18 protein-coding genes are annotated in these 24,224 nt (G+C 51.6%); 7 read left to right on the forward strand and 11 right to left on the reverse strand.

The annotated features are described in order from the left end of the window. Positions 1–65: 65 nt before the first annotated feature. Complete coding sequence (locus GPL15_RS09655; RefSeq protein ID WP_215698433.1) at positions 66–953, forward strand: LysR family transcriptional regulator; 888 nt, start codon at positions 66–68, stop codon at positions 951–953. A 160-nt stretch (positions 954–1,113) separates the two neighbouring features. On the opposite strand, the gene GPL15_RS09660 is transcribed toward GPL15_RS09655, so the two are convergent. The 9 genes from GPL15_RS09660 to fdrA (GPL15_RS09700) all read right to left on the reverse strand — a co-directional run bounded on the left by GPL15_RS09660 (position 1,114) and on the right by fdrA (GPL15_RS09700) (position 13,533). Continuing rightward, complete coding sequence (locus tag GPL15_RS09660; RefSeq protein WP_215698436.1) at positions 1,114–1,290, reverse strand: fdrA domain protein; 177 nt, start codon at positions 1,288–1,290, stop codon at positions 1,114–1,116. Further along, complete coding sequence (gene fdrA / locus GPL15_RS09665; RefSeq protein WP_215698438.1) at positions 1,287–2,855, reverse strand: acyl-CoA synthetase FdrA; 1,569 nt, start codon at positions 2,853–2,855, stop codon at positions 1,287–1,289. Before fdrA (GPL15_RS09665) ends, GPL15_RS09660 begins: the two co-directional genes overlap by 4 nt. Before the next feature lie 15 nt (positions 2,856–2,870). Continuing rightward, on the reverse strand, positions 2,871–4,106 hold the full coding sequence (locus tag GPL15_RS09670; protein WP_215698440.1) for a DUF1116 domain-containing protein: 1,236 nt from the start codon (positions 4,104–4,106) through the stop codon (positions 2,871–2,873). A 29-nt stretch (positions 4,107–4,135) separates the two neighbouring features. Next, positions 4,136–5,359 carry an Nramp family divalent metal transporter gene (locus GPL15_RS09675; RefSeq protein WP_215698443.1) on the reverse strand — a complete coding sequence of 408 codons (1,224 nt, stop codon included), beginning with the start codon at positions 5,357–5,359 and terminating at the stop codon, positions 4,136–4,138. A 75-nt stretch (positions 5,360–5,434) separates the two neighbouring features. After that, positions 5,435–6,274 (reverse strand): DUF2877 domain-containing protein, encoded by an 840-nt coding sequence (locus GPL15_RS09680; protein WP_215698445.1) that lies wholly within the window; start codon positions 6,272–6,274, stop codon positions 5,435–5,437. Between the two features lie 12 nt (positions 6,275–6,286). Further along, positions 6,287–7,876, reverse strand: coding sequence for an L-lactate permease (locus GPL15_RS09685; RefSeq protein ID WP_215698448.1), 1,590 nt, complete (start codon positions 7,874–7,876; stop codon positions 6,287–6,289). Next, on the reverse strand, positions 7,873–9,123 hold the full coding sequence (locus GPL15_RS09690) for a DUF1116 domain-containing protein (protein ID WP_215698450.1): 1,251 nt from the start codon (positions 9,121–9,123) through the stop codon (positions 7,873–7,875). The genes GPL15_RS09685 and GPL15_RS09690 overlap by 4 nt, the downstream gene beginning before the upstream one ends. A 450-nt stretch (positions 9,124–9,573) precedes the next feature. Beyond that, complete coding sequence (gene arcC, locus GPL15_RS09695) at positions 9,574–10,509, reverse strand: carbamate kinase (protein WP_215698453.1); 936 nt, start codon at positions 10,507–10,509, stop codon at positions 9,574–9,576. 24 nt (positions 10,510–10,533) lie between these two features. Next, positions 10,534–13,533, reverse strand: coding sequence for a DUF1116 domain-containing protein (gene fdrA / locus GPL15_RS09700; RefSeq protein WP_215698455.1), 3,000 nt, complete (start codon positions 13,531–13,533; stop codon positions 10,534–10,536). Between the two features lie 119 nt (positions 13,534–13,652). Here fdrA (GPL15_RS09700) and GPL15_RS09705 point away from each other — a divergent pair, with 119 nt between their 5' ends. From GPL15_RS09705 to GPL15_RS09720, 4 genes are all read left to right on the forward strand, one after another. After that, complete coding sequence (locus tag GPL15_RS09705) at positions 13,653–15,407, forward strand: PucR family transcriptional regulator (protein ID WP_215698457.1); 1,755 nt, start codon at positions 13,653–13,655, stop codon at positions 15,405–15,407. A 399-nt stretch (positions 15,408–15,806) separates the two neighbouring features. Beyond that, positions 15,807–16,925, forward strand: a complete 1,119-nt coding sequence (locus tag GPL15_RS09710) for an alpha/beta hydrolase (RefSeq protein ID WP_215698460.1) — start codon at positions 15,807–15,809, stop codon at positions 16,923–16,925. 129 nt (positions 16,926–17,054) lie between these two features. Continuing rightward, on the forward strand, positions 17,055–17,924 hold the full coding sequence (locus tag GPL15_RS09715) for an AraC family transcriptional regulator (RefSeq protein ID WP_215698463.1): 870 nt from the start codon (positions 17,055–17,057) through the stop codon (positions 17,922–17,924). Further along, a complete protein-coding gene (locus tag GPL15_RS09720; RefSeq protein ID WP_215698465.1) occupies positions 17,902–19,110 on the forward strand; it encodes an MFS transporter in 1,209 nt (402 codons plus the stop codon). The genes GPL15_RS09715 and GPL15_RS09720 overlap by 23 nt, the downstream gene beginning before the upstream one ends. Here the strand turns inward: GPL15_RS09720 and GPL15_RS09725 are convergent. Together GPL15_RS09725 and GPL15_RS09730 are read right to left on the reverse strand one after the other, a co-directional pair. Further along, positions 19,107–19,901, reverse strand: coding sequence for an aldolase/citrate lyase family protein (locus GPL15_RS09725; RefSeq protein WP_252198261.1), 795 nt, complete (start codon positions 19,899–19,901; stop codon positions 19,107–19,109). The two genes, GPL15_RS09720 and GPL15_RS09725, sit on opposite strands and share 4 nt — an antisense overlap. A gap of 69 nt (positions 19,902–19,970) precedes the next feature. After that, complete coding sequence (locus GPL15_RS09730; protein WP_215698468.1) at positions 19,971–21,080, reverse strand: iron-containing alcohol dehydrogenase; 1,110 nt, start codon at positions 21,078–21,080, stop codon at positions 19,971–19,973. Between the two features lie 467 nt (positions 21,081–21,547). Here GPL15_RS09730 and GPL15_RS09735 point away from each other — a divergent pair, with 467 nt between their 5' ends. Together GPL15_RS09735 and GPL15_RS09740 are read left to right on the forward strand one after the other, a co-directional pair. Next, the gene (locus GPL15_RS09735; RefSeq protein ID WP_215698471.1) at positions 21,548–22,714 is read left to right on the forward strand and encodes a sugar diacid recognition domain-containing protein; all 1,167 of its coding nucleotides are present in this window, start codon (positions 21,548–21,550) and stop codon (positions 22,712–22,714) included. Positions 22,715–22,838: 124 nt separating this feature from the next. Beyond that, on the forward strand, positions 22,839–24,086 hold the full coding sequence (locus tag GPL15_RS09740; protein ID WP_215698474.1) for a DUF4261 domain-containing protein: 1,248 nt from the start codon (positions 22,839–22,841) through the stop codon (positions 24,084–24,086). Positions 24,087–24,224 lie beyond the last annotated feature (138 nt).

Consider the following 24,224-nt stretch of genomic DNA (forward strand, 5'->3'; position numbering starts at 1 on the left):
AATATTACCATTGAGATAATCAATCATCAAATGCTGCCCGGACAGACAGCGGAATGGAGCAAACGATGAATACAAAGCATATCTCCTATATCCTGGAAATAGCTGAACAGAAAAACATCACCAAGGCGGCGGAAAAACTCTACGTTTCCCAATCCACCTTGAGCCAGTGCCTTGCCAACCTGGAAAGCGAACTGGGGACGCCGCTTTTTTACCGTTACAGCAAAGAACTGGTGCCCACGCCGGCGGGCTTATGCTACTTGGAAGGCGCCAGGCAGATGCTGGAAATCAAGAAACAGGTTTACGATAACATTGCCAAGATGACCTCCAATATGCCCTTGTCATTTACCATAGGAATTTCTTCCCAGGGAGGGCTGCGGGTATTTTCCAAGGTATCCGCTCTTTATAAGGACATCTATCCCAATGTGACGTTCAATATCATCGAAGACCACAGCCTGCCCATGATTAAAATGCTGAATGCAGGGAAATTGGACATGGCGATACTGGCGGTGGATAATACGGAACGGATTTCATCTGCTTATGAACGGCTTCTGGATGAGGAATTATTTTTGGCGTTTCCGGATACTCCGGGATTTGAAAGATATTTTAATGATGACGGGGTTTTATGGGATACGCTGAATCAGGCTCCCTTTATTCTTTCCCCTAAAGGTACGATTATCCGTGAACTGGAGGATGTGTTGTGCAGCGCCCATAAGATACAGCCCTACGTGATCTGCGAGATCAGCAGCAAAACTGCCGTCATCTCCATGCTGTCGGAAGGGCTGGGAATTTCCCTGATTCCCCAGTCCGCGAAGAGGGAGATCGAGGGAATCAGGTACTTTTCTGTTTCACCTCAGCTTTACCGGTATCATGTGATCGCATATATGAAGAGGAAGACGCCGGAGAGGGAGAAGGAAACGTTTATACGGCTGGTGAAGGAGAATTATAATTTTTAGTTTAAGACAGTCGTGGAGGGATTTACCTGGGGCGTGAAGGGATTTTCGAAAAAGCCTTGAGGGGTAGGGTGAAAAAGTCTGATAATTCCAACTTTTTCACCCTACCCCTCAAGGCTTTTTCGAAAATCCCTTCACGCCCCAGGTAAATCCCAGTATCTTCTCACCGCTCCGCCAGCCGGTCCAATATCTCAATCAGCCGAAGATTTCCTCCCGCCGGCGGACGCCAGTCCACATGAACGCAGGGGACCTGCTGGGAACGCACGGATTCATAAAACCCGGGCAGCCCCAGATTAATGACTTCCATTTCCTTTTCCTGTGTGATCGGTTTCTCTCTCATACATTCCCCTCCTTTTCCAGTTCTTCCATTATGGCTAACGCCAGCTCCGCCGCCTGGGCGTTGGATTCCATCACCAGAATTCCCTGCTGTTTAAGAATCCGCTTCTGTTCTTCATAATCCTGAAAATCCTCATAACTTCCGCAGATGGACGCCACGAAGATAATATGGCGGTTCTGCTCTTTCAATATTTCCTGAGCCTTAGCCACCTCTTCCGCCAGCACCCGGGCCGGGTTCTCATGGGACCCGTATCCGGTCTCCACATCGGCTAAAATAACCGCGGTTTCCGGATCGGCCGCCTCCTGAAGCAGCCGTTCTTCCCTCAGGGACGGTTCGATCATCGGATGTGGTTTGCCCACAGTGAATTCATCGTCTCCCAAATCCAGAACCGTGTGTTCCTTCGATGCCTGGAGACCGTCAATCCGCTCTTCATCCGTCACAGCGATATTGGAATACACCTTTTTTGTGTGGCTGCGGATTAAAAGCATGGTCTCATAGGCCAGAGTGCCTCCGCAGTACAGTCCACGGATGTATTTCTGTCCGGGCTGTAAAAGTGTTCTCTGAGCCATGGCTTCCGATACCATTTCCGCCGGGATTTCATGTCTGCGGCTGTCGCCGGTTCCTGCCAGCTCAACTGCCAGGCGGGCGGTCTCATCCAGGGCCGCCGCCGTTTTCCAGGGCAGGGACGGATCATCGTTTCCTTCATTTCCCATAAAGCAGGCCACCACAGGCTTTTTCTTCCCCCTCAGGTAAGCCGCGATTTTCTCCAATACAGAAGGGGACGGCGGCTTGGATACGATCACGATCACATCCGTACTGTGGTCATTTTCCAGAAGTTCCAGACAGGACAGCATCATCCTGCCCCCAATGGCTTCCTTCACATCCCGTCCGCCAGTGCCGAAGGCCTGGGAAATGCCTCCGCCCCGGTTGCTGATCTGGCACATGACTTCCTGAAGCCCGGTGCCCGATGCGGCGGCCAGGCCGATATTCCCCCGTTTCACCTGGTTGGAGAAGCCCAGACCCACGCCGTTGATCACAGCGGTGCCGCAGTCCGGCCCCATCATGAGAAGCCCCCGTTCAAGGGCCAGATCTTTTAGTTTCCGTTCCTCCTCCAGAGACACGTTGTCGCTGAAAAGAAGGACATGGCGGTCGGCCATCAAAAGTTTCTTCACCTCTCTGGCCGCAAACTGGCCGGGCAGGGAAACCACTGCCATAGAGGCGTTGGGATACTGGCTGACCGCTTCTTCCACGGTTTTTACCACATCCTGGCTCTCCTTTTTCATGTGGGCGGCTTTGGTGTTTAGCTCCTCTTCCGCCATCAAAAGGACCTTGTTTATCTCTTCTTCCGATTCCCCCCGTATGGCAAAGACCAGATCGTTGGCTCCGGCCTCCCGGCCCTCATCCGTCAGCAGGCCGGAAGCTTCCATTAAATCCTTATTCATATCCGTGGCCATCATTACGGCCACATGTTTTGCCGAACCCAGATGTCTGCCGATCTTGCTGGTCAGCAGCATCAGGGTGGCCGAATCGTAGTATTGGTTGGTTTTTATTACATTTTTCACTATCATCTGCCTGTATTCCTCCTATATCCCCAGTTTATCCGCCAGCGCAAGCAGGGCCTGTTCAAATGGCTCAACCGGCAGCACGGACATGCCTGCGCCTACCATTCCCACTCCGGCCCGGTTGGACGCAATGGCCGTATTGAGCACCGGGGTGATCCTGGTTTCGACCACTTTCATGCAGTCGATCCCGCAGGGAACCCCTCTAAAATCATTGATCGGTATCTGATACCTGGGGTGCTCCGCCAATGTGATCCGGTACATGGAATCCGTGGTATCAATGGCCGTCTGCACGCTGTCGGCTCCCAAAAACCGGACAATGGCCGGAGCCGCCACCATGGCGCAGCCGCCGAAGCCTCCCACTTCCATGATCGCGCTGTCTCCGATATCCGGATTGGCGTCCTCTTTTGTATATCCCGGAAAATACAGCCCGTCCACCACAGGAGACGGAGCCGTAAACCACTGCCCGGGCAGGCCGCTGATGCGGATTCCTATCTCCACCCCATTTCTGGCAATGGCGGTGACTAAGGTGGAACCTTCTACTCCGTCCGCGGCGTCGGCAGCCAGCTTATTGGCCGCCATGGCCAGATTGAGAAAGAACTGGTCATTTCCCACGCCGATAAACCGTAAAATATCTTCCGCATCATTTCCCGCCGTCCTGGCAATATGGGGGCACAGCAGTTTTAAGATCAGGGCCGTGGTCGCATGGTTTCTCATGTGGAGCTCATCTCCCATGGAAAGCCCCTGGGCCATAACCGGCCCCAGATCGATGCCGCCCAGTTCCCGGATTATTTTTGAGAATACGGGGGCCGCCACTTTTGCCATCCATTTCAGGCGCTTCAGCGTTTTCTCCGTATATTCTCCGAACCTGAGGCCCACGCCGCTTCCTTCGCTGATGTTGGCGTAACTTCTCCGGCCCGTATTCCGGTCTTCCACCACCCATAGGGGCATGGACCAGGTGGTGATTCCCGTCATGGGACCCACCGCGCCGAATTCGTGGCAGGTCTTGTATACAACGCTGCCATCCACCGCCCTCACTTTCGCCTCTTCAATGTCCCGGGCAATGCCTTCGTTCATGAGGGCGCAGTATACAGCCCCCTTCATCGGCTCGCACATCTGTTCAAATTCAATGGGCGGCCCTGAATGAAGGATAAAATTCTTTTCTATTCCATTTAAAACCTCATAAGCTGGTTTCACATCTATTAAAACCGGTTCGGAAGAAATCAGTCTTCCGACGGCTGTTTCATTCGCTTTTAACATAACGCCTCCTGTTCCAACAAAGTTCATGCCTACAGAAACTTGGAAACAACTCCGTAAATTCCCCAGATTCCAAGCCCCAGCGTTACCAGAACGGCGATGATTCCCCAGATATTTCTGGGCGTTGAGTTGGTATATTTGCCCATGATCTTTTTATTGTTGGTCACCAGCATCAGAAGAATGGCGATGAACGGAAGGGAAAAGCCGCTGGTGGCCTGGGCCAGCACGATGATCTGGGCCGGTTTCGTATTGATCATGGCTAAAACGGTGCCGAAAATAACTACAATGGCTCCTGCCGCTTTCGCTTTCACATTGTCGCTGCCGCCTTCCCAGTGGAACAGCCTGCTGAAAATGGATTTGATGGTAAACGGAACGGCAATGGCCGAAGAAAGACCTGCTGCAAATAAGCCGATATTGCCGCAGATGCGGGCCCAGCTTCCTAAAACAGGCTCAAGCTGCTTTGAGAATACCAGCGGGCTGTTCACTTCAGTTCCCGTGCCGTATAACACGGCCGCACTGGTGATGATGATGGACATGGTGATCACAACGCCGATGATGACATTGACATTGATATCAAAACGGGCGTCGGGAAGGTCTTCAATCTTGTCGTATTTTCCTTCGCAGGTAATGGAATGCAGAATCAGGTTGATTCCCACCAAAGTGGTGCCGATCAGCGCCAGGCTGCTCACAATGCTTCCCTGGGGCAGAGCAGGCACAATGCCTTTTAAGATTCCGGTCAGGCTTGGCCGCACCGTAATCATGGTGATGAAGAAGATAATTCCCATCAGGCTGACAAAGATCTGCATGATCTTTTCCAGCAGTTTATAGGAACCCAGAACCGCGGTAAACATGGCCAGAGCGCCTACGATCAGAGCCGCCAGCCACTGGGGCATTCCGAAGATGTCTCCAAGACCGGACGAAGCGCCGATTTCATTTCCCGCCTGGAACGCAAAGCAGACCGCCGCCACCGCGATGAACACCACGGCCTGAATCAGCATTTTCCATCCCTTTTTCTCAGGGAACATGGCGATGGACGCATCGATTACGTTCATCTTGGATGCAATCACCGTCCGGGCCGCCATCTCCATCAGTATGATCAGGGAAATTCCCGAAAATACCACGGTCCACAGCAGATCGTATCCGAAATTCACCCCTGCCATGGTCGCGGTGGTGATGGTTCCAGGCCCGATAAAAGCGCTGGTAATAATGGCCGCTGGCCCCATATTTTTAAGTTTCTGTCCCAATGTACTCTTCATATCCTTCCTCCTGTTCATCAATCATAATATAGTTTTCTAAAATTTCCGCTGGCCGCCGGTTATCAATCGTAACAGTTAAGACCTATCTGAACTGTTACGACCAATCACCTGCCGTTCACCCCTCAAATACCCGGCCGCCAGAACCAGCCCTTCCAGTATATCCGCCCCCGAAGTATGGCCGAGCTGCAAAAGCTTTAAAGCCGCCCGGTTTTCCTCCTCATTCGTAAAGCCCTGAATGGTGTGAATCACCGCATCCGAACCGTATCCGCCGCAGGCCCTTAACAGGTAGGATTTACTGATATCGTTGGTTTTGTGTATCCCGGCCAGAACCGCCTGAGACGCCAATTGGAATCCGGCGGGATCGAAACATTTTAAAACCGCTAAAATCCCCGACAAAAGATCATCTCCCGAAGGGGTGAGGCCTGGCCCCAGGCCGATTAACAGTCCGGCTGCTTCTTTTAACTTTTGTGGATGTTTCCCTTTTAAAGCTTCAAAAAAGCTTTCAGCTCCTTTTATCAGACGGTTGTGGATTTCCAGGGCCATGTCCGAAGGAACCTGCTGCTCTCTCCGTTTCTCATTGATCAGCTTCTGATACTGTTTTAGATGAAATCTCCTGTTTTCAAGCTCAGGCAGGGCCGTATCCAGATACAGACAGCCCTCTGCCACGGGAATGTGAATTTCCCCGATGCGGATCATTTTTCCATCCCCAAAAACTTCCATCCCGGCTTTTATCGGTCCGGTGTCCAGATCTTCCGTATAAAATGATCCCGGCGGGACGATATCCCGAAACGAATGGATCACCAGAAACGGCCGGTTCTCCCCTAAATCAATGTTGAAGCTGTGTTCAAACACGCTGTGAACTCTCCCCTGCCAGTTTCCCGGCGGCAGAGGCAGCCCGATTTTACTGCATGCCAAGTATCCACCCCCTTATGTTCCGGCCCCTAAGGACAGGATCAATGTTATCATTCCCACAACCAGAACCTCCGTCAAAGCCAGAGGCAGCATTTTCTTCAAAACCCAGCCTTCCTTTCCGCGGCATCCCGCCGTGGCAGTTCCCAAAAGGATGGTGGAAGGCCCCACAACCGTTCCGATTGCCCCTCCCGCCGTCTGGGCCGAAAGAATGATCCAGCTCTCTATATGAAGGGCCGAAGCCATAGCCGCCTGAAATCCTCCCAGCAGTATGTTGGAGGACGTATTGGAGGACGTGACAAATGCCCCCAGTATCCCGATAAACGGCGCCGCCAGCCCATAGAACCGTCCGGCCGCAGCCGTCACTCCCCGGGCAATGATCTCCATCAGCCCGCTTCCCCTTAACACCTGGGCCATCATCACCAGGAGCAGGATTCCGAGGGAAGCCGGAACCGTCTTTTTCAGGGTGCCTTTCAGAACGGCAGAGCCGTCATTCCTCATTAACAGCCCTTTTTTCTGAAAAATGATCCAGGTAACGCACACCACCAAAAACAGGATAAATCCGGCGTGGGTCAAAATATGTAAAGGCCCGTAATTCTCAGTGGCCGGACTGGCAAACCCTCTGCCTGTCACAGTTTCCCGAAACGCCAGCTGAATCACCGCATTTCCCAGCCGCCGGTTCACCGGCCCCACCATGAGAATGATTACGGAAAAGCATACCAGCAGGAGAAAGGGCATAACCGCCAGCCCCGCCGGAACCTTCCCTTCTTTATCCTCCGCATTTCCTCTGGTTTCCTTCAATAATTCAGACTTCATTTCCCACGGCTTTCTGTAAAATCCGGCTTTTAAAAACAATACCGCCGCACCCAGCGCCGCCGTGGTGGGGAGAAATGCGGCGATTGTGGTGTTGACCGTCCCAGCCGCCATCTGTCCCCCGCCATGGATCAGGCTGATGACCATGAGGAACGGAAACATATGGGCTATGGCCCGCTTTCCGCCGTAAAGCGCGCTGATCAGCAGTCCGCCCGCCAGATCAGCCGCCCATAAAAACAGGCATGTCATAAAAAATGCCGCACCCATATCCGTTAAGCCGGACTGGGTGACTAAGGCATCCCAGGCCAGGGCGAAGGTGCCGAAAGTATTGGCCCAGGCATGTCCCATTAAAGTGACAACCACCGCCCATCCCGGCTTCACCCCTACGGCGATGAGAAGGGGAGCGCAGACGGCCACCGGAACTCCAAACCCGGTAATTCCCTGGAGGAAACTGGAAAACAGCCATCCAAAGAGCAGAATCAGAAAAAGCTGGTCTTTAGAATTGTCAACCGCCAATTTCTTAATGGTTTCAAATGCCCCCGTCCGGTCCAGAATCTCATACAGCACAATGGCGGGCCATATCACAATCAGGATGGAAACCGCGTTCCAGCCCCCTTTTGCCAGATTGATCCCCAGATTGAAAACCGTGTCCTTTCCGACCGCAGCGGCCGCTAACCCTGAAGCGGTAAGCCCCAGAAACGCCGCCTTCTCCGTCTTCATCTGAAACAGGCTCATGGCCAGAAACAACAAAACTACAGGTGAAACGGCTCCGGCCCAAAGCAGGAATCCGCTCATAAGTTTTCCTCCCTTAAAGACGCGTCAAATGCGATCAGCGCCTTTTCAAAGGCTTCATAGGGAACTCTTGAAAGGCCCGCACCGATCATGCCGTCCCCCGGCATTTTGCTCACAATCGCCGTATTGATTCCGGGCGTGACGGTGGTTTCCACCACCTTCATGATGTCGATGCCTAAAGGCAGTCCGGCAAAGTTGAGGCCGGGAATCGTGTATTTCTGGTGTTCCCCGATGCAGATATTTCTCATGGTCTTTGTAAATTCCACAGCTTCCCCCGTATCGGGGATTCCAAGCAGGCGGACGATGGCGGGAGAAGCCGCCATGGCAAATCCGCCGAATCCGTTGACCTCCATGATGGCGCTGTCTCCGATGTCCCCGTTGGCGTCTTCCTGGCTGAAACCGGAAAAATAAAGGCCGTCCACCAGGGGAGCCGGTGCGGTAAACCACTGTCCTGGCAGGCCGCTGATGCGGATTCCCACCTCCACGCCGTTTCTGGCAATGGCGGTGACTATGGTGGATTCCCGGATTCCGTCTGCGGCGTCGGCGGCGCTTTTATTGGACGCCATGGCTATATTTAGGAAAAACTGGTCATTTCTGCTGGTCAGAAACTGCATGATCCGGCTCAGTTCCGGGCCGGAACAAACCTCTGAAAGAGGGGCTGCCAGCCGGTGCAGAAGAACCATGGAGGAAGCGATATTCCTCATGTGAAGCTCATCCCCCATGGAAAGGGCCTGGGCCATCACCGCGCCCGAATCCAGTCCGCCCAGGCGGTCAACCGCTTTTTTCAGGGCCGGCGCCAGTTCCATTTCGATCCAGTGAAGGCGCTTTATGGTTCTGTCCGTACATGCGCCAAACCGGATCACATCTCCGGCTCCTTCGTTGATGGTGCTGAAAGCCAGATTCCCATTTGCCGTATTTTCAACCACAAAGAGAGGCATTGACCAGGTGGTCACTCCCGTCATAGGCCCCACCGCCCCTTTTTCGTGGCAGGTCTGGTAACGGATTTGGCCGCTTCCGGCCAGCTTCTTCGCGCTGTCCCGGTCATCTGCCAGGCCTTCGTAAATCAACGCCGCATGAACCGCCTCCTGCATGGGAGCGCACATCCGTGGATAATCGATGGGAGGCCCGGCGTGGAGTACCGTATATTTGTCAAAATCTTTTAAAACATCTTTCGCCTGACGGATGTCCACCAGACGGGGAGACGCGTTTCTCAGACGATTAAGCGCTTCCTGATTAGCCGTCTTTATCATAATTTCCTCCGTTTCTGATTTAGTTGCTAATTCTGTCTTTATTTGCCGATTCTATCTTATCTATAAGTATAGATGTATTTAGATAATACGTCATTGGATGAGGCCGTCAATAATTCGGTCTTTTTTTATCCCTCAAGGATAACGGTCCCGTGTAACAGTTCAGACAGGTCTGAACTGTTACGCATCCAGCCCATTAAAGTCGCCTGCGGCGAGGGCCTGGATGCCTGCAATCGCTATGTTTTCGTACGGTCCGCGCAGTAAATGCGCAGACCTATCTGAACGGTTACGGTCCCGTAACAGTTCAGATAGGTCTGAACTATTACGCCTCCTGCCCAGTAAATTTGCCCGCGGCGAGGGCCTGGATGCCTTCAGCCGCTATGTTTTCGTGCAGCCTGCGCAGTAAAAGCGCAGACCTGTCTGAACTGTTACGCCAACTCTCCTATAATCATTTCATGACGCTATGATCTCCGTACCCGTCCCGGAACCGAAATGTTCCAGATTATCTATGGAGGTGATCACCGCCCTGCGGCTTCTTCCGGATTCAGCAAACATCATTGCCGCCTCTATCTTGGGGAGCATACTTCCTTCCGGAAACTGCCGCTCTCTTACATATCGCATTAACTGAGCTGTGGTCACCTGTTTTAGCGCCATTTCATCCGGTTTATTGAAGTTGACATACACATATTCCACGCCTGTGAGAATCAATAACACATCCGCGCCGATCAGTTCCGCCAGCTTTTCCGCCGCCAGGTCTTTATCCACCACGGCTTCCACGCCCCGGTAACCGGCTCCCGACTTCACCACCGGAATCCCGCCTCCTCCTCCGCATATCACAATATTTTCCGGGCTCAAAAGCTGTTGGACAGCCGGAAATTCTAACACGCTGAAGGGCTTGGGGGAAGGGACTACCTTTCTCCACCCTCTCCCCGAATCTTCCACATAGAGGCTCCGTTCCTTTTTCATGGCTTCAAACGCCTCTTCTTTTGTGAGAAATGGCCCGATTGGCTTTGTCGGATGGGTAAATGCCCGGTCCATTTCGTCCACCTCCACCCGGGTCACTAAAGAGACCACATTCCGCTTCATTCCGTTCCGGTTCAGTTCTTCCTGTAAGGCGTTCTGAAGCCAGTAACCGATGCTGCCCTGGGTCATGGCCACACAGGTATCCATGGGCATGACCGGATTCTTCTCGCTCTCCCCGGCTTTCTGCTGGAGGTACAGATTGCCGACCTGGGGGCCGTTTCCGTGGGCAATGACGATCTCCCACCCGTCCCGGGCCAGATAACAAAGCTGGCGGCTCACCTTTAAAAGCGCCCTGTACTGAGCCTGCGCTGTGGCGTCATCCGTTAAAATGGCATTTCCTCCCAATGCCAGAACCATTCTGCTCATAAATACGTTCCTCCATCCAATCTGTTATCCCTCTTCGCTGCCGTCCAGATATCCGGCATATGCCTCCAGCGCCTTTTCAAAACAGGCCAGGGGCGCTCTTACGGTTCCGGCTCCGATCTGCCCGGCTCCCGCATTCTTATGGGCGATTCCCGTGTTGATTAACGGGGTGATTCCGGTTGCCGCCACCTTCCGGATGTCGATTCCTAAAAGGCTGCCTTTAAAATCCCAGGTTGGGATTGTGAAGTTTGGATTATGGCCTATGCAGATCCGCTCCATCTCTTCCGAAACCTGGAGGGCGTCGCCAAACCCGCCCGCTCCCACGAACCGGGTGACGCCGGGAGCGGCGATCATGGCCATTCCGCCCACGCCTACGGTTTCCGTAATGGCGCTGTCTCCCATGTCCGGGTTGGCGTCCACTTCTTTATATCCGCTGAAATACAGCCCTTTGGGCACATTTACCGGAGCGGTAAACCACCGGTCGCCCATTCCGCTGATGCGAATGCCGAATTCAACGCCGTTCCGGGCCATGGCGGTGACCACGCACCCTTCCTTTAATTTCCTGGCGCAGTCCGCCATGGATTTTCCGGCGGCCATCATGATGTTTAAGAAAAACTGGTCCGTATCCGCCAGAAAACGGATCACTTCTTTTTTCCTGGCTTCTTCCGCACAGGTATCCATGATGAGCGGGGTCATTTCTTTCATGAAGATCAGAGACGCGGCTATGTTCCTCTGATGGAATTCATCTCCCATGGTAATGGCTTTGGCGATGATCACATTCAGGTTGATTCCATTTTCACATTTCTTTAAAGCCAGGGAGAGGACGGGCCCCAGGGTGTCCCTCATCCAGCAGAGACGGTCCACCACCTCTTTGGAATAGGCTCCGAATCTCAGCACCTTTCCAATCCCTTCATTCAGGGTACAGTAGGCTACGGTGCCGTCCAGGCGGTTGTTCACCACCAAAAGCGGCATATGTCCCGAGGTGATCCCTCCCATGGGGCCCACGGCTCCCACGTGATGACAGGGGAGAAAATTCACCTGGCCTTCTTCCAAAAGGGCCCTGGCCCCCTCTTCCTCTTCTGCCCAGCCTTCAAACAGCACGGCTCCTATGCAGGACCCCTTCATGGGGCCTGTCATTTCCTTATAAGAAATAGGCGGGCCGGCATGGAGCAGGGTGCGTCCTTTTAATTCGGGTATCACCGTTTCCGCCGGAACCACATCTGTGAGGAAGGGCTGGGAATCTTTCAGGCGTTTGATCACCTTATCGTTCATCTCATCGATTTCCGGGTGTTTTTTTAACGCTCCTAACAGCCCAATGATATGTTTATTCCCTCCGGCCGCCGGTTTCCATGAGAACTGCACCGCTTCGCCGCCGTGTTTCCTGACGGATTCCTTAAATCCCTCCACGCCCACATTGATCACCCTGGGCTTGGAATTGAACAATTCCATGATTTTATCTCCCGGCTCAGGCAGGAGTTTCTTTTCACCCTTCCATTCCACAATGGCTTTGTCCGGCTCCCGGTTTTCCAGTCCCTTGAGTTTTAAAGCCACCCGCACCGCTCTGGCGTTGCTCATTTCCACAATGGCGCCGCTGCTTTTTAAGGTTTCCACCGACTTATCATAGTCCTGGATATCCAGTCCGGTGCCGCAGACAGAAGCCACATAATAGAGTTTCCTGCCCTCTGCCCGGGCCTGGGCCATGGTTTCCCGGATGACGGGGGCAAGGGCCCCTGCCATATCCGGGTGGCATCCGTATCCCAGCACGCAGTCCAAAAGGATGACCCCTGTATCCGGTTTTGCCGCGTATTCCCTCATCTTCCTGACCCTCACTTCCGGGTCGATCATGGGATGGGGTTTTCCCTGTGTGTAAATATCGTCTCCCAAATCTATGACTTCATATCCTCCGGCCTGAAGGATGTATCCGTCCTTCTTAATCAGTCCTCCCAGATTCAGCGCCTCCGAGATCATCATACCCGCTTCAGCCGCCAGGGTACCGCCCGAATAAAGGCCTTTAACCGTCTGGTCTTCTCCCACTTGGTCACCATTTTCTTCCGGCTCCTCATAGTAATTGGCTTTTACCGGCCTTCCTTTGGAAAGATCCACCGCCATGCGGGCCGCTTCTTCTAAAGTATGGGCCAGGTATACATTTCCCTCATGGTGATCCGGCTTTTCACCCAGAAATACGGCCACCACCGGTTTGCTCACGCTCTGAAGCAGTTCCGCCACCTGATCCCTTACCTCTTTTGAAGGCGGTTTGGAAATGATCACGATCACATCCGTGGGATCGTGGTATTCCAGAGCTAAAATGGCGTCTTTCATGGTAACCGCACCCACTTCCCGGCTCAAATCCCGGCCTCCGGTGCCTGCTGCATGGATCACGCCGCCTCCCAGCCGCCCGATCATGGTCGTCACTTCCTGGATTCCGGTGCCTGAAGCCCCCACGATCCCGATATTCCCCGGCCCAACCACATTGGTAAATGCGATGGGAACGCCGGAAATGATCCCGGTCCCGCAGTCCGGCCCCATGAACAGAAGTCCCTTTTCATGGGCTTTCTTCTTCAAGCGCACCTCATCATCCAGGGAAACATTGTCCGTAAATGAAAACACATGAAGCCCCCGGCCCAGCGCCTCTTCCAGATCGTCCGCCGCATATTCGCCTGGAATGGAAAATACCGCCAGATTGGCCTGTGGAAGCAGTTCCAAGGCCTCATCCCAGCTTTCGGCGGACTGTTCCCCGCTCTTTGCCCGGACCGCCGACAGATTTCCCAGAAATGCCTCCGTCTCTTCCAGCACCCGTCCCACCGTCTCTTCTAAGTCCGCGTCCACCACAATCACCATATCATTGGGCGCGGCTTGGTCCATGTCTCCGGTGTAAAATCCGGTATTTCTGAATATATTCATATTGGCTTCCGTCCCCATCATAACCGAACTTCTTTTTACTCCCGGAAGCGTGTTGATCCGGTTTGTAAGGAGCATCAGATTAACAGAATCCTGATAACTGTTTTTCTTGATTACAGTAAATAGCATTTGCATTCCTCCTCGTTTGTGATACTATCATTATATCTTGTCTGTTTTTATTTTCATCGGCAACAAAATACAATAAATCTTTATTTTTTTATCCACAAAAGATAAAAGGAGGTAATCTCATGGATGTATCGAAAATCCTTACCATACCGTCTCTGTTTTCCGCCCGGGTCATTGCGGGTCGGGACGGGCTGCCCCGCAGCGTAACCGGCATCATGGTCTTAGAGGCCGTAGACATTGAGAACTGGGGAAATGAAGGCGAAATCATTCTAACCAGCTACTTTGCCTTAAAAGACCTTTCACCGGATGAAATCACCCAGTTCATGCAGAAACTGACCTCCATCGGGATCAGCGCCCTCATCGTCAAACTGGACCGTTTTGTCTCAGACATTCCCGTCACCATCACCGACTACTGCGACCTTCATGCCCTCCCTTTAATTCAGATTCCAAAGGAAGTGAAGTATGAATCCGTAATTCTGGAAATCTTGGGCCCGATCATCGATTCCAATATTGCCCTGTTAAACCGCCACTATGACGTCCACAACAAGCTGACCCGCATGGCCTTAAAAGAGCCCTCTCTCCTCCAGATTCTGGAAGAGCTGAAAAAAATGATCGGCTGCGACGTTACCTTGATCAACCACACCCATCATCTGCAGATCAGCACCAATCCGGCGCTGGATGATTTTACGGTGATAAAGATCCACCCTATTGCGGCGGCCAGGTATATGAATTTTTCTTATAAGCATCTGCATGTGGAGTATATTGGGGAAAACGATGGGGTGAGGAAACAGGCTGGCGGCGGAGACATCAGCAGAGGCGGCGGCCCGAACATCAGCGGGGGCAGCGGCCTGGACATCAGCAGGGGCAGCGGCCTGGACATCAACAGAAGCGGCGGCGCAGACATCAGCCGGTCCGCCAGCTCGGACATCAACAGGGCTGTCAGCGTGGACGTGCCGAACCTGGATCACGCCCGATACGAGCTGGTTATACATAACCGGGGCAAGGTGATCGATAACGACGACTTCATGGTCATTGAAAATGTGGTCAGTTTTCTTCAGATGGAGTTATTGAAGCAATATTCCATTTCCCAGAACCGGTTCCACCGCAACAACAACTTAGTCAGCGACCTGCTCAACGGCAGAAATTTCGATTCCGGCCATTCCGATGACCTTTTAAATGCCCTCCATATCGATCTGCATCCCTGTTATCAGGTGATCATGATCCGTCTGGCATCCAAAGACCCGCAGATGCAAGGCGACCCCGACTGGGCCAACGGAATCTTCTACGGACTGAAAACCCAGTATAAAAGCCGGTGGATGAGCGTCGCCTATCTGGAAAAGCAGAACCGGATCACCTTCCTGTATAATTTTCCCAGGAAAACCGGGCCCATTTTGCCGGGAACCGCCCAGGAGATCGTGGAGACGGTGCAAAAAACGCCCGGAATCCCCGAATTCTATTACCAAATCTCCCTGAGTTCGGCTTCCGACCGGAACGGAATTCCGAAAATCAACCAGGAAGCTGTTGATATCCAGAAAATCCTGCACCTGTTTTACCGCCAGGATTCCGCCTTGTCCTATGATGATCTGGGGATTTACAAACTTTTTATGTCCACCGGCAATTTAGAACACCCGGAGCGGTTCATCCCGCCAAACCTTTTACAATTTCGGAAGGATTATCCCGAATTAATGGATACGCTGAGCTGCTTTCTGGAGACAAACCAGAGTTTTTCGGAAACTGCGGCAGCCATGTATCTTCATCCTAAGACGATCCGTTACCGGGTAAATAAGATCATACAGATTCTGGGGTTTAATTTTTCCGATCCGGAGCAGGTTTTACAGGCCCAGATCGCGTCCAGGCTTTTCAAATTAATGGGGTAAGGGTTAAGATTCCCAGTCCCCCGCGCCCGAATCTGGCCTGACGCTGCCGCCCCGGGGCCTGAAGGGAAGCCGCTGTTGGGGGTGTGAGCTCATGGTTCCGGCCAGGACAACACTAAGGCTGGAAGGGGGTGGAAGTGAGGGGACCGACGGCATTCATCGGGAAGCCCTGATGGTCTTCCCGATTCAGGCCATCTCAAAATCTGACTTTGAAAGATCAGATTTTGCCCCTCACTTCCACCCCCTTCCGGCCTAAGTGTTGTCGATGGCCTACACAAATCGCTCACACCCCCAACAGCGGCTTCCCTTCAGGCCCCGGGGCGACAGCGTCAGGCCAGATTCGGGCGCGGGGGACTGGGAATCTTAACCGGGAAAGTGTAATGGGAAGGAGAAGATATTGATATGATGATAAGTAGAGATAAAGAGGATATTGTTAAGATTAACAGGATGCGGAGCAATGCAGGAGATTATATTAAGGATGGAATTCAGGATAACATTCAAAATAGTCCTCACAGCAGTATTCAGAACAGCAACCAAAATAGTCTTCACAACAGCAGTCAAAATAGTTTTCACAGCAACATTCAGAACAGAAGCCAAAATAACATTAAACATAACACACACAATAATATCCAAGACAGGATTCAAGATAAATCATTTCAAACTCATATATTTCAGACAGATTCGGGAATATCTCTGGCGGCGGATTATTTTGCGGCGGGGGAGAACAGGAAGGATATTGCGGTTTTGTATTTTCATGGAGGCGGACTGATGTATGGGCAGAGGAATGATCTGCCTGGGGTTTACAGGCAGATGTTTTTGGATAACGGATATGATTTTATCGCTTTTGATTATCCGCTGGCGCCGGAAAGTACGCTGGGGGATATTCATCGGGGGACGGAGGAGTGTGTGAGATGGTTCTGCACTTATTATAAGGAAAGAAATGATATGATCACGCCCACGTATGTCCTCTTTGGGCGGTCTGCGGGGGCCTATCTGGCGCTCTTTTTGGCAAAGCGGCTGAAAGAACTGGATCTGCCGCAGCCATTTAAAATTATCAGCTTTTATGGGTATTATGGGTTTGAGGAGCCGGAATTTCACAAGCCCAGCCCGTTCTATCTGCGCTATCCGGCCATAGACGGGTCCATATTGGAACGGGCAAAGGGAGGCGCTCCGGTGACTTCGGGTCCGATGGAAAAGAGGTTCAGCTTTTATGTCTGCGCAAGGCAGAAGGGGGACTGGCCTTTATGGCTGGCCGGGGATGGGAACTGCCCGGCGGATTTTTCCTTGAGCGAAATGGACCTTGCCGGTCTTCCTCCGGCGTTTCTTACGGCCAGCTCTTCCGACGAAGACGTTCCTTTCCGTGTTTCAAAGAGGATGTCCCGGATGATTCCCGGATCTGTGTTTTATCCGGTCTACTACCTGGAACACGATTTTGACCGGGACACCGGCCGCGCGGAGGGAAAGGAAGTTTATGAAGCCTGTATGGAGTGGATGGGAATGAATGAAAATGGACTAAAATAAATAAAAATGGGTGAAAAGCAAGTGAAAGCAGGTGAAATGAATGGATTCTAATTGATAAAAAGAGCAAGAATGATTAAAACACCGAAGCGGTATTCTGGTATACTTACCTGTCGAAAGGAGGGGCACAACGTGGAAAACCAAACTGTAGCCAATATAGAAACAGCGATTTCCTATATCGAGGAACATTTGGACAGGAAATTGGACCTGGACGAAGTGGCTGAAGGGGTTCATTTTTCAAAATACTACCTTCACCGCATGTTTACCAGTACAGTGGGCATGACGATTCACGATTATTCTGTACGCAGGCGGCTGACAGAAGCGGCAAAACTGCTGGTATTTTCAGAAAGACCGGTCATTGAAATCGCATTAACATGCGGTTATGAGAGCCAGCAGTCTTTTACGGCGGCATTTAAATCCATGTACAAATTCCCGCCTGCCAAATACCGGGAACGCCGGGAATTCTATCCTTTGCAGCTTCGTTTTTCTCTGCACAGGGAAATGGATGGGACGTCATTTTCAAAAGACAGGATCAGGGCTGCAAACATGGACGATATCCCCGCATGGATGGAACTGGTTTCCTCAATCATCGATGGATTTCCCTGTCTTAATGAGGAGCAGTACGGGGAAACGCTGATAAACTTCATCCAAATGGATCAGGCTCTGATCATAAAACACGAAGATACTGCCATTGGCGTCATGTGCTTTTCATATGAAACGGGAAACATCGAATTTTTAGGCATCCACCCGCAGTATAGAAACTGTGGGCTTCAGAAAGACTTTTTAGATAAACTGATGGGTGAATATCTTCCCGGGCATGAAATCAGCATAACTACTTACCGGGAAGGAGACCGGGCCGATACCGGTTACCGGAAACAGTTGAAACAGCTCGGTTTTGCGGAAAGAGAACTTCTGTTGGAATTCGGTTATCCCACACAGCGTTTTGTGCTCCCTCCGATAAAACAGGAGGTTCATTCAAATGCAGAAAATATTTCACCCTGAATGGAAAAAGCGGATTATCCTTTTTCTCATCAGCCAATGCATCACACTCTTTGGCTCAACACTTGTTCAAATGGCAATCGTCTGGTATGCGACCATGGAAACCGCATCCGGCATATGGGTTGCCGCCTTTACGGTCTGCTCTTACCTGCCCCAGTTTCTCATTTCTTTTTTAGGGGGCGTATGGGCCGACCGGTACAGCCGGAAATTATTGATAGGCGGAGCCGATGGGGTGATTGCGGCGGTTACCCTGATTCTTTTGATGGCAGTTCCCCATTTATCATCGGAAACAGGCCTGCTCTGGGGGCTGCTGGCCGCCTCTCTGCTCCGTTCTCTGGGAGCGGGAATTCAGGCTCCGGCGGTCAATGCGGTCATTCCCCTGCTGGTGCCTGAAGAACATCTCATACGTTACAATGGGATCAATGCCGCCATGCAGTCTCTGGTTCAGTTTGCCGCTCCCGCTGCGGCAGGAATCATTTTCTCCGTCAGCTCACTGCCGGCGACGCTGATGATCGATATTCTGACCGCGGCGGCCGGAATCGGAATTCTGCTTTTCATACCGCTGCCAAAGCAGAGGGGGAAGCAGGAGGAAGCTTCCGTTTTTTCCGATATGAAAACCGGCCTCAATTATGCATTTTCAAACAGGCGCATCGGCAGGCTGCTTCTGGTTTACGGACTGTTTACCTTTCTCTGCGTGCCCGGCGGTTTCCTTGCCGGACTTCTGGTGCGCCGCACTTACGGGGACACTTACTGGTACTTGACAGCCGTTGAACTGACCGGTTTTGCCGGGATGATATCCGGAGGGCTGCTCATGAGCCTGTGGGGAGGGCTCAAAAGCCAGACCGGCACGCTGCTGGCGGGATACGCTTGTTTCGGCCTGTCTGCGGTTGGTATGGGCTTGTCGGGTTCGTTTCTCCCATATCTTGTTTTCATGCTTTTTTACGGAATAGCCATGACCGCAGTACAGACCTCCGCCACCACCCTGCTCCAAAAAAATGCGGATATAACCGTGCAGGGGCGGGTGTTCGGACTGATGGGAACCATGTATTCCGGTTTTCTGCCATTGGGAATGATGGTATTCGGCCCGATGGCAGATTTGATCCCGCTAAACCGGATGGTCACTGCATCCGGCATCGCATTGATGGGGATTGCGGGCGTTTTATACCGCTGGAAATTGTTGGATGCTTAATAAGCATCCTTCACCTCGGCGCTCCCTTTTTCTCCTTTGACATCCGCCAGATACTTCAGCGCTCCCGCCGTCATATAAGGGGTAATGGCTGTCACCAGGTATCTGGCGCCCCATTCCATGGCCTGTTTCGTTGCTTCGGCGTTTCCTACATAGTATCCCGGGATCTTTCCGGCCGCCGCGATCTTCTGGATGCAGTTTTTCACTGTTTCCTGGACTTTCGGGTCATTGGTGGGCAGATTCATGGAAGAGGAAAGGTCCCCAGGCCCTATGAAATACACGTCGATCCCGTCCACTTTCAAAATCTCATCCAGATTCTTAACCGCTTCCACAGTCTCAATGTGCACGCTGACTAATTTCACCTTGTTGGCTTCTTCCCTATAGGCGCATTTATCATCCACCATGCCGTATCCGGCCGCTCTTGGAAGATAGGCGGTTCCCCTCTTTCCTAAGGGCGCGTAATGGGTCAGGGACACGATCTTTTTCGCGTCTTCCACCGTATTTACAAGGGGCACCTGTACCCCGTTGGCTCCGAAATCCAGGGCCTTCTGCACATGATCGTATTCATTCATCGTACATCTCACAACCGCCGGAACCCCTTCGCACTGGGACGCCCTCACCATATCGCACAATGTGGTCTGCTCCATCACACCGTGTTCATTGTCGATCAAAATGAAGTCGAATCCCAGGCTGGCCGTATACTCCGCCAGATCTGGCAGACCATAGGTCACAAAACATCCAAACAGGGGCCTTTCCTTCATCTGTTCTTTCCAATTCACCATATTCGCTCTCATAGCTACCTCCAAATGATCCGCTGACGCGGTATTATTTTGCAACAGTTCTGAACCGTTATTTTATATTCCTCACGCCTTCTCCGCAAATAATCTGCGGATTCCGCCAATACCGATTTTAGCGATGTTATTGGTCATATTTCCCGATGCGCTGCTGCTGGCGGCAATTTCATCCAAATCTGCCTCTGTCACTCCGATCTCTGACAGTTTGGAACGCAGGTTTAATCTGCTTCTCAGCTTTGCCACTTCATCTGCCACCTCTTTTGCATCGGAAAATCCCATCATTTTTGCAAATTCATTCAGCTGCGGCCTTACCTTTGCATTTTCACGGAACCAGGAATCCAGGGTGAAGGCGCAGGCTTCTCCGTGGGGGATGCCGAATTTGGAGGTCAGTATGTAGGAACAGGCATGGGAACCGGTGGTTCCTGTCTGGGAAAATGCCAGTCCGGCCACCACGCAGGCTTCGGACATGTTGTCTCTGGCCGCCTTGTCATTTCCATCCAGATATGCTTTCTCCAGGTTTTCAAATACCATCTTAGCCGCGCGGACCGCCAGAGCGTCCGTAGCCGGGCTGGCTTTTACGCTGGTTAACGCATCCAGGGCGTGGGCCAGCACGTCAATGCCGGAAGAAGCGGTTACGGACGGAGGACATGTATAGGTCAGCTCCGGGTCCACAATGGCTAATACCGGGAAAATGGCGGGGCCGAAAATGGCCGCTTTAATGCCTTTTTCCTTATCGCTGATAACCGCACCGGCAGTCACTTCACTTCCGGTTCCCGCCGTTGTTGGGATGGCGATTACGGGAAGGGCATCTGTGATGGGGGCTCCTGCTAAAAGAGCGGCTCCATTAAGGCCCAGCTTATAACCTGCCGCTGTGGATTTGGCGCAGTCCATGGCGCTTCCGCCTCCGATTGCGATGATGCTCTCCGCACCCAGTTCCTTGGCTTTTGCGATGCAGGCGTCCACGTTCTGAATCGATGGATTGGGCTCCACTTCGCTGATGATTCCCAGAACCTTTCCTGCCGACGCATCCATCACTTTCTTAGCCAGGCCGCATTTTTCCGTAAATGGGTCTGCTACGATCAGCGCCTTATCCAGGTTTCTACCTTCCATAATTTCCGCTATTTTCTCTGCATTTCCTGCGCCGAACACGATGTCCGCAGGCTGGTAAAATTTCCACATATCTGATTTCCTCCATACATTTTCTAAACTTTTTGTGCTGCTTGTCACGGAATGGACAGCAGCCTTTTTGCTGCACTGTAACCGTTCAGACAAATCTGAATGGCTGCATTATGCTTTCTGTCACTGATTCTATTATAGGATAGCGACTTGCAAAAGTCATGTGTTTCGACTACAATAATCTTATGAAAATATAGAATTAAATAACATTTTAGACAAATTTTGCAACAGTTCAGACGGCTCATCTTCTTCACCCAAAAGGCCGGTCAAGAAGCATTGGATGTACATCCGATGTGAAAAATGATACAGAAATCTGCTTACAAGCCAGCTTGACGCTGATTTCTGCATCATTTTTCCCGCTGTCTGAGCTGTTACCATATTTTAGTGTTTTCAGCACATTTTACAAGGCACGCGGAAAAACACAATGAAACAAATAAGAAAACAGATTAAGAAAGCAGATGAGGCCGCCTATGATAGATGTGGAGATTGCCCAGAATTTTATCCAGAAAATGCAGAGACAAATTGATGTACCGATCAACATCATGAATGAGAAGGGAATCATCATCGCCAGTTCTACGCCGGAACGGGTGGGGGATTTTCACCAGCTGGCTTATGATATGATCGTCAGCCGCCAGTCCATCAGCATCACGGAAAACTTAGAGGAAAACAAGACCATGTACGGAGTGCTGAAGCCGGGAATCAACATGCTTTTACAGGACGGCACAGAGATATCAGGGGTGCTGGGGCTCTCCGGCTCTCCGGCGGAGAATCTCAAGCTGGCAAAGCTGATCAAATTCTCCCTGGAAACTCTGTTGGAAACGGACAGCAAACAGCGTTCCGCCCTCAGGGAACAGCAGGCCAATAACAAGCTGTGCAACGCCCTTTTATTTGAACAGCCCATCAACCCGTCCCGCATCGGGCGGCTGGCGAAGGAGCAGGGATTTAGCAGTTCTGTCCTCAGAATCCCCATTTTAGTCAAACTGCGGGGCGAATATAACAATGACCTTTTGGATCATGTGATCACCTCCTACGCCAAGTCGGAGATCCGGCATGGCCAGGATATGCTGTTAAAGGTGGACGCCACCAATCTGCTGGTTTTGAAGGCCGTCAAGCAGTTTGATCCGGCTTATTTTAACGAGGACATCAAAGAATTCTGCGCCGCTTTAGATAACTTAATCATTTCCCTCTGCGGCTTGAAAGGACTGATGGTCTATTATTACTATTCCGCGCCCTGCCAGGAATTCAAGGATTTCAGAAACAGTTACCAGTGTCTCCACTGGCTGAGCCGCCACATCCAGGATGCCCATGAGCGGGTCCACCCATTCCGTCAGCATTTAATCAGCTATCTTTTCAGCCTGGCTCCGGCGGAACAGCTCCCGCCTGTCTTTGAAAAATATGCGGAAGTCATCCGGGAACACATGGACGGGGAAGTTTTTTTAACCACCTTAAAGGCTCTGATCGTATGCAATATGAACCTGGCAGCGGCGGCGGAGCAGCTCTATATCCACAAAAATACGCTGAACGCCAGGATTAAGAAAATAAAGACCCTGCTGGATATCGATCCATTTTTCAATGTGAAGGACGCTATATTTTTGATCGGGTTATATCACTACATGGAAGGGCTTAAAAACCAATAAAATAGCATTCTTTATCTATTTTCACATCGGAGGGGCATCCGATGCTTCTTGACCGGCTTTTTTGGTTAAGAAGATGAGCCGTCGGAACTGTTACGTAAACTAACCACAGAAAGGAATCATTTTTATGAATCACAGGAATCAACAGCAGGCTTATGCGCTGCAGTCCATGACTGAATGGCTGGCCCATCCCCAGGAACTTGGGAAAAACCCATATTCCATTGAACCGGCAGGGGAATTTGATCTTTATGATCTCCATTATTACATCTTCAAGTATAAAAAATCAATCTTTGGCAAATGGCTTCTCGGGGTCTGCGGCGGCTATGAAAAAGATGGACTGGAACATTGCGGACATGTTTTCAGCAATATGGAGCCCTATGATCCGTCCACTGCCCAGGAACAAGCGGTATCCATGGTTGAAATGATCCGTCAATACTGGATGGACCAGGCAAAAAAGGCGGAGGAAAAACCGGCGGAGGCCGGGGGGAATTCACGGGATGGTTCTGAGAGGAATTCCGAAGATGGTTCCGGAAGTGATTTGGGGGCTGGTTCCTCTGGGGATTCCGGTGACAGTTCCGGGGATGGTTCCGGGGATGGTTCCGGGGATAGTTCCAGATCCGGGACTTTTGTAGGTTTTGTCCTGTTGTCCTCACCTGAATGGAATCCGGAAAAATTCAAAGCCGATCTGTTGGCGGACTGGGGGATCGAATGTCAGGAAGACGCTCCTGATCCATCTGATCCGGAAGACCCTCCGCTTGTATTTTCAATCGGCGACGCCATAGGAGCCGTCAGCCTCATGCCCGCCCCCGTTCCCAATAATGAGGCTGTGGATAACGCCTCCAGCAATTACATGTGGCCCGAAGCCGTGGAAGTGGTAAAAACTCACCAGGCCCACCTGGTAGTGGCCCTCTTAGGGAAAAATATCCCTATACTGGAAGGCGGTAAACTGTTTGTCAAACTGACTGCCGCCTGTTGTAAACAGGAAAATGTATTAGGCGTCAACACCAGCGGCACCGTATTTGAACCGTCCTATTATCTGGCTGCTGCGCAGATAATGAAGGAAGGGGAGGATGAACTTCCCGTATTAAACTGGATCTATTTCGGTATATACCGGTCAGAGGACGGCTTAAACGCCTATACTTTTGGTTTGAAATCATTTGGAAAAGAGGAGATCGAAGTTCTCCACGTCCATGATGAACCGAACAAACTCCACAGCTTTCTGTATGACATTGTAAATTACGTGCTGGATCAGGATGTGGTGCTCCATGATGGGGAAACAATCGGTTTTTCCGAAAATCAGTTTCTGGCCATTAAACGGGGGGCGGGTGTTTCCTTAGATGAAACAACATTGAAGATCGAGTATCCGCAGGAATGATGATTGATTGGGATTTAATTGGTGAATGTTACGCAGGAAAGCGGGGAGGACGGATGGGGGGACGGAAGACCGGGGAGCGGTACCGGGGAAACCAACGATACAGGGGTCTGATTCCAACCGTTAAGTGGAACTAAGGCT

This window comes from Clostridium sp. MCC353, from assembly GCF_018785315.1.
Lineage (GTDB): Bacteria > Bacillota > Clostridia > Lachnospirales > Lachnospiraceae > CHH4-2.

What these genes read in the sequence shown, in the direction of transcription:
- GPL15_RS09655 (WP_215698433.1), top strand. Translation starts at nt 66, where the DNA reads ATGAATACAAAGCATATCTCCTATATCCTGGAAATAGCTGAACAGAAA.
- GPL15_RS09660 (WP_215698436.1), bottom strand. Translation starts at nt 1,290, where the DNA reads ATGAGAGAGAAACCGATCACACAGGAAAAGGAAATGGAAGTCATTAAT.
- fdrA (WP_215698438.1), bottom strand. Translation starts at nt 2,855, where the DNA reads ATGATAGTGAAAAATGTAATAAAAACCAACCAATACTACGATTCGGCC.
- GPL15_RS09670 (WP_215698440.1), bottom strand. Translation starts at nt 4,106, where the DNA reads ATGTTAAAAGCGAATGAAACAGCCGTCGGAAGACTGATTTCTTCCGAA.
- GPL15_RS09675 (WP_215698443.1), bottom strand. Translation starts at nt 5,359, where the DNA reads ATGAAGAGTACATTGGGACAGAAACTTAAAAATATGGGGCCAGCGGCC.
- GPL15_RS09685 (WP_215698448.1), bottom strand. Translation starts at nt 7,876, where the DNA reads ATGAGCGGATTCCTGCTTTGGGCCGGAGCCGTTTCACCTGTAGTTTTG.
- GPL15_RS09690 (WP_215698450.1), bottom strand. Translation starts at nt 9,123, where the DNA reads ATGATAAAGACGGCTAATCAGGAAGCGCTTAATCGTCTGAGAAACGCG.
- arcC (WP_215698453.1), bottom strand. Translation starts at nt 10,509, where the DNA reads ATGAGCAGAATGGTTCTGGCATTGGGAGGAAATGCCATTTTAACGGAT.
- fdrA (WP_215698455.1), bottom strand. Translation starts at nt 13,533, where the DNA reads ATGCTATTTACTGTAATCAAGAAAAACAGTTATCAGGATTCTGTTAAT.
- GPL15_RS09705 (WP_215698457.1), top strand. Translation starts at nt 13,653, where the DNA reads ATGGATGTATCGAAAATCCTTACCATACCGTCTCTGTTTTCCGCCCGG.
- GPL15_RS09710 (WP_215698460.1), top strand. Translation starts at nt 15,807, where the DNA reads ATGATGATAAGTAGAGATAAAGAGGATATTGTTAAGATTAACAGGATG.
- GPL15_RS09720 (WP_215698465.1), top strand. Translation starts at nt 17,902, where the DNA reads ATGCAGAAAATATTTCACCCTGAATGGAAAAAGCGGATTATCCTTTTT.
- GPL15_RS09725 (WP_252198261.1), bottom strand. Translation starts at nt 19,901, where the DNA reads ATGAGAGCGAATATGGTGAATTGGAAAGAACAGATGAAGGAAAGGCCC.
- GPL15_RS09730 (WP_215698468.1), bottom strand. Translation starts at nt 21,080, where the DNA reads ATGTGGAAATTTTACCAGCCTGCGGACATCGTGTTCGGCGCAGGAAAT.
- GPL15_RS09735 (WP_215698471.1), top strand. Translation starts at nt 21,548, where the DNA reads ATGATAGATGTGGAGATTGCCCAGAATTTTATCCAGAAAATGCAGAGA.
- GPL15_RS09740 (WP_215698474.1), top strand. Translation starts at nt 22,839, where the DNA reads ATGAATCACAGGAATCAACAGCAGGCTTATGCGCTGCAGTCCATGACT.